This window comes from Pedobacter frigidisoli, assembly GCF_032678525.1.
In the GTDB taxonomy this organism is placed as follows: domain Bacteria; phylum Bacteroidota; class Bacteroidia; order Sphingobacteriales; family Sphingobacteriaceae; genus Pedobacter; species Pedobacter frigidisoli_A.
In genome coordinates, this window is the sequence record NZ_JAVTSE010000014.1 from 1 (window position 1) to 5,539 (window position 5,539).

Genomic DNA, 5,539 nt, shown 5'->3' on the forward strand with positions numbered 1-5,539 from the left:
GCAGTTTAAGATTTGGCACCGACCTACTCTCCCACGTGTTACCGCAGTACCATCGGCTCTGGTGGGCTTAACTTCTCTGTTCGGAATGGGAAGAGGTGGACACCACCGATATAGGCACCTAAATTTCTTTAGATAAGCTATTCGAGCTTAAATGACATATTATTGAAAGAAGTTAAGTTTTGAAGAACAAACAACAGTCTGTTTGCTTTGAAAGCTTCGGGTGATTAGTACTACTCGACTATGGTGTCGCCACCTTTACATCTGTAGCCTATCAACGTAGTAGTCTGCTACGGCCCTATATGGAATTCTCATCTCGTGGCTAGTTTCGCACTTAGATGCTTTCAGCGCTTATCTATTCCCAGCGTAGCTACTCTGCAATGCCCCTGGCGGAACAACAGATTCACTAGAGGCTAGTCCAACCCGGTCCTCTCGTACTAAGGTCAGCCCCACTCAAAATTCCTACGCCCACAACAGATAGGGACCGAACTGTCTCGCGACGTTCTGAACCCAGCTCGCGTGCCACTTTAATCGGCGAACAGCCGAACCCTTGGGACCTTCTCCAGCCCCAGGATGTGACGAGCCGACATCGAGGTGCCAAACCTCCCCGTCGATATGAGCTCTTGGGGGAGATCAGCCTGTTATCCCCAGCGTACCTTTTATCCTTTGAGCGATGGCCCTTCCATGCAGAACCACCGGATCACTATATCCGTCTTTCGACCCTGATCGACCTGTATGTCTCACAGTCAAGCAAGCTTATGCTATTGCACTCCTCATACGGTTACCAAGCGTATTGAGCTTACCTTTGAAAGCCTCCGTTACCTTTTTGGAGGCGACCACCCCAGTCAAACTACCCATCAAACAATGTCTCCGACATAATCGGATTAGACACCGAATACAGAAAGGGTGGTATTTCAACGTTGGCTCCACGACGCCTAGCGACGCCGCTTCAAAGCCTCCCACCTATCCTACACATCCTGTATCCAATGTCAATGTTAAATTGTAGTGAAGGTGCATGGGGTCTTTCCGTCCCGTTGCGGGTACCCGGCGTCTTCACCGGGACCACAATTTCACCGAGCTCATGGCTGAGACAGCGCCCAGATCGTTACACCATTCGTGCAGGTCGGAACTTACCCGACAAGGAATTTCGCTACCTTAGGACCGTTATAGTTACGGCCGCCGTTTACTGGGGCTTCGATTCAATGCTTCTCCTTGCGGATGACATCCCCTCTTAACCTTCCAGCACCGGGCAGGTGTCAGGCCTTATACTTCATCTTTCGATTTTGCAAAGCCATGTGTTTTTGTTAAACAGTCGCCTGGGCCTTTTCACTGCGGCTGACATTGCTGCCAGCGCCCCTTCTCCCGAAGTTACAGGGCCATTTTGCCGAGTTCCTTAGCCATGATTCACTCGAGCACCTTAGAATCCTCTTCCCGGATACCTGTGTCGGTTTGCGGTACGGGTTTTTATAACCTGAAGCTTAGCGGTTTTTCTTGGAAGTCTGATTACCTGCGCTATCCACTCAGCCGAAGCCTCGCGGTACTATCAGCTCTCAGCAGGTCTGGCGGATTTGCCTACCAGTCCTATACCTACAGCCTTTAACGATCTATTCCGTCAGATCGCGGCAGTGTCACTACTCCGTCCCCACATCGCAGTTATAAAAAGTACGGTAATATTAAACCGTTGTCCATCGAATTTCCCCTTCGGGTTCTCCTTAGGTCCCGACTAACCCTGATCCGATTAGCGTTGATCAGGAAACCTTATCCTTTCGGTGGGCGGGTTTCTCGCCCGCCTTATCGTTACTTATGCCTACATTTGCTTTTCTATACGCTCCAGCACCCATTACCAGATACCTTCACCGCATATAGAATGCTCCCCTACCGATATATTTCAATCCCATAGCTTCGGTGTACAGTTTAATGCCCGTTTATTATCCATGCCCGATCGCTCGACTAGTGAGCTGTTACGCACTCTTTAAATGAATGGCTGCTTCCAAGCCAACATCCTAGCTGTCTGTGCAATCGGACCTCGTTAGTTCAACTTAACTGTAACTTGGGGACCTTAGCTGATGGTCTGGGTTCTTTCCCTCTCGGCGCGTGACCTTAGCACCCCGCGCCTCACTGCAGATCATATCTGATAGCATTCGGAGTTTGTCTGGATTTGGTAGGATTTGACTCCCCCGCACCCAATCAGTAGCTCTACCTCTATCAGACTTAATATCCACGCTGTTCCTAAAAACATTTCGGGGAGTACGAGCTATTTCCCAGTTTGATTAGCCTTTCACCCCTACCCACAGATCATCCGGAAACTTTTCAACGTTTATCGGTTCGGTCCTCCAGTACGTGTTACCGCACCTTCAACCTGTCCATGGGTAGATCACAAGGTTTCGCGTCTACCCCCTCTGACTATACGCCCTATTCAGACTCGCTTTCGCTTCGGATCCGTGCCTTAAACACTTAACCTTGCCAGAGAGGAGTAACTCGTAGGCTCATTATGCAAAAGGCACGCCGTCACATAACTTGTATGCTCCGACCGCTTGTAAGTACACGGTTTCAGGTTCTATTTCACTCCCCTGTTCGGGGTTCTTTTCACCTTTCCCTCACGGTACTGGTTCACTATCGGTCTCTCAGGAGTATTTAGCCTTACCGGATGGTGCCGGCAGATTCCCACAAGGCGTCTCCGACCTCGCGGTACTCAGGATACTACTAGGCTAACATTCTATACGTGTACAGGGCTATCACCTTGTATCGCCGGGCTTCCCATCCCGTTCCACTTCTGTTTGTTAATGCCACATCGTAGTCCTACAACCCCCAGTATGCCGTAACATAATGGGTTTGGGCTCTTTCCCTTTCGCTCGCCACTACTCAGGAAATCATTGTTATTTTCTCTTCCTCTGCTTACTTAGATGTTTCAGTTCGGCAGGTTTGCTCATTATATGTGACTAGTCTTCAACTAGCCGGGTTGCCCCATTCGGAAATCTTCGGATCAATTCCTATTTGCAAATACCCGAAGCTTATCGCAGCTTATCACGTCCTTCATCGCCTCTGAGAGCCAAGGCATCCCCCGTGTACTCTTTATTACTTTCTTCTACTCATATGCCTTTTGCGCCATATGGTATGCTTTTTTTGCTCTTGTTATGATGTCTCATACCTTAGTTTGTATTGCTACGCCCCCCGGTGAGCACAAACACAACAGTCGCCTATTGTTGTTTGCTCTTCTTTTTTAACTTCTTCCAATATGTCAAAGAACTTTACTAAGAATCCCTTAAGGGTATAAACTCACGGGTTTCATTGCCCGTTCATAAGCCTTAAGCTTCTTCTTGTTAGTAGTAAACCGCGGTCCCGAACCGTTTCTAGTGCCCCTTTGGCTGTTTCTTCTTAATCTTTTATGTCAATGTATGCTATCAATCCTGATAGGCTGCTGTATTAGGTGGAGAATAACGGAGTCGAACCGTTGACCTTCCCGATGAAAATCGGGACGCTCCAGCGCCAATACGCTAAAACTCTCTGTGGAGAATAACGGAGTCGAACCGTTGACCTCCTGCGTGCAAGGCAGGCGCTCTAGCCAGCTGAGCTAATCCCCCAGGATCATTGTTGTTGTAGTCCCGTCCAGATTTGAACTGGAGACCCCTACATTATCAGTGTAGTGCTCTAACCAGGCTGAGCTACGGGACTTTGCTTTAGTGAGCACTGTTAGCGTTGGTATATTACCGCTACCGCTCCCTTTGCTACCTAGCTTTCGTTCCGATGTCCCAATCACTGATTGGACAACCGTCATTTCTTCTGGGTGTTTCTTTTTTTCTCTTGTTTTGAAATATCATGTTGCGAAGCGAGCAGGTGATCCTACTCCAGAAAGGAGGTATTCCAGCCGCACCTTCCGGTACGGCTACCTTGTTACGACTTAGCCCCAGTTATCGGTTTTACCCTAGGACGCTCCTTACGGTTACATACTTTAGGTACCCCCAACTTCCATGGCTTGACGGGCGGTGTGTACAAGGCCCGGGAACGTATTCACCGCGTCATTGCTGATACGCGATTACTAGCGAATCCAACTTCATGGGGTCGAGTTGCAGACCCCAATCCGAACTGTGAATGGCTTTGTGAGATTCGCATACTGTTGCCAGCTAGCTGCCCTCTGTACCATCCATTGTAGCACGTGTGTAGCCCCGGACGTAAGGGCCATGATGACTTGACGTCGTCCCCTCCTTCCTCTCTGTTTGCACAGGCAGTCTGTTTAGAGTCCCCACCATTACGTGCTGGCAACTAAACATAGGGGTTGCGCTCGTTGCGGGACTTAACCCAACACCTCACGGCACGAGCTGACGACAGCCATGCAGCACCTAGTTTCGTGTGATTGCTCACTGATCTATCTCTAGATCATTCACTAACTTTCAAGCCCGGGTAAGGTTCCTCGCGTATCATCGAATTAAACCACATGCTCCTCCGCTTGTGCGGGCCCCCGTCAATTCCTTTGAGTTTCACCCTTGCGGGCGTACTCCCCAGGTGGAACACTTAACGCTTTCGCTTAGCCGCTGACTGTGTATCGCCAACAGCGAGTGTTCATCGTTTAGGGCGTGGACTACCAGGGTATCTAATCCTGTTTGATCCCCACGCTTTCGTGCCTCAGCGTCAATAAGACCATAGTAAGCTGCCTTCGCAATCGGTGTTCTGAGACATATCTATGCATTTCACCGCTACTTGTCTCATTCCGCCTACCTCTAGTCCATTCAAGCCCATCAGTATCAAGGGCACTGCGATAGTTGAGCTACCGTCTTTCACCCCTGACTTAACAGGCCGCCTACGCACCCTTTAAACCCAATAAATCCGGATAACGCTTGGATCCTCCGTATTACCGCGGCTGCTGGCACGGAGTTAGCCGATCCTTATTCTTCCGGTACATTCAGCTTCCTACACGTAGAAAGGTTTATTCCCGGATAAAAGCAGTTTACAACCCATAGGGCAGTCTTCCTGCACGCGGCATGGCTGGTTCAGAGTTGCCTCCATTGACCAATATTCCTTACTGCTGCCTCCCGTAGGAGTCTGGTCCGTGTCTCAGTACCAGTGTGGGGGGCCATCCTCTCAGATCCCCTAGTCATCGTCGCCTTGGTGGGCCGTTACCCCGCCAACTAGCTAATGACACGCATGCCCATCTTCATCCCATAAATGTTTGATCATTAAATAATGCTATTCTGTGATTTTATGCGGTATTAATCCGGATTTCTCCGGGCTATCCCCCAGATAAAGGTAGGTTGCATACGCGTTACGCACCCGTGCGCCGGTCTCAATCTAGCAAGCTAAATCTACCCCTCGACTTGCATGTATTAGGCCTGCCGCTAGCGTTCATCCTGAGCCAGGATCAAACTCTCCATTGTAAAATGTGTTTTGATTCTGACCAGTTTTAACTATTGTTAAAAATAGTCTTCTTTTGTTTTGTCTGTTAGACATCACCTTTAAAATAAAGCTCCTTAATCATGTACTTCGATCAGTACTCCATTAAACCCGCTTTCGCTACATTGACATCTCTTTTAAGAACTTATTCGGCTCA

2 tRNA genes and 3 rRNA genes are annotated in these 5,539 nt (G+C 49.1%); all 5 read right to left on the bottom strand.

The annotated features are described in order from the left end of the window. Window positions 1-10: 10 nt before the first annotated feature. The 5 genes from rrf to R2Q80_RS21830 all read right to left on the bottom strand — a co-directional run bounded on the left by rrf (window position 11) and on the right by R2Q80_RS21830 (window position 5,366). Window positions 11-122, bottom strand: a 5S ribosomal RNA gene (rrf, locus tag R2Q80_RS21810). Window positions 123-205: 83 nt separating this feature from the next. Then, window positions 206-3,082: ribosomal RNA gene (locus R2Q80_RS21815) — 23S ribosomal RNA — on the bottom strand. Between the two features lie 422 nt (window positions 3,083-3,504). Beyond that, window positions 3,505-3,578, bottom strand: a tRNA-Ala gene (locus R2Q80_RS21820). A 16-nt stretch (window positions 3,579-3,594) separates the two neighbouring features. Continuing rightward, window positions 3,595-3,669, bottom strand: a tRNA-Ile gene (locus R2Q80_RS21825). Between the two features lie 177 nt (window positions 3,670-3,846). Then, window positions 3,847-5,366, bottom strand: a 16S ribosomal RNA gene (locus R2Q80_RS21830). The 16S, 23S and 5S rRNA genes sit together here with 2 tRNA genes alongside, the layout of an rRNA operon. Window positions 5,367-5,539 lie beyond the last annotated feature (173 nt).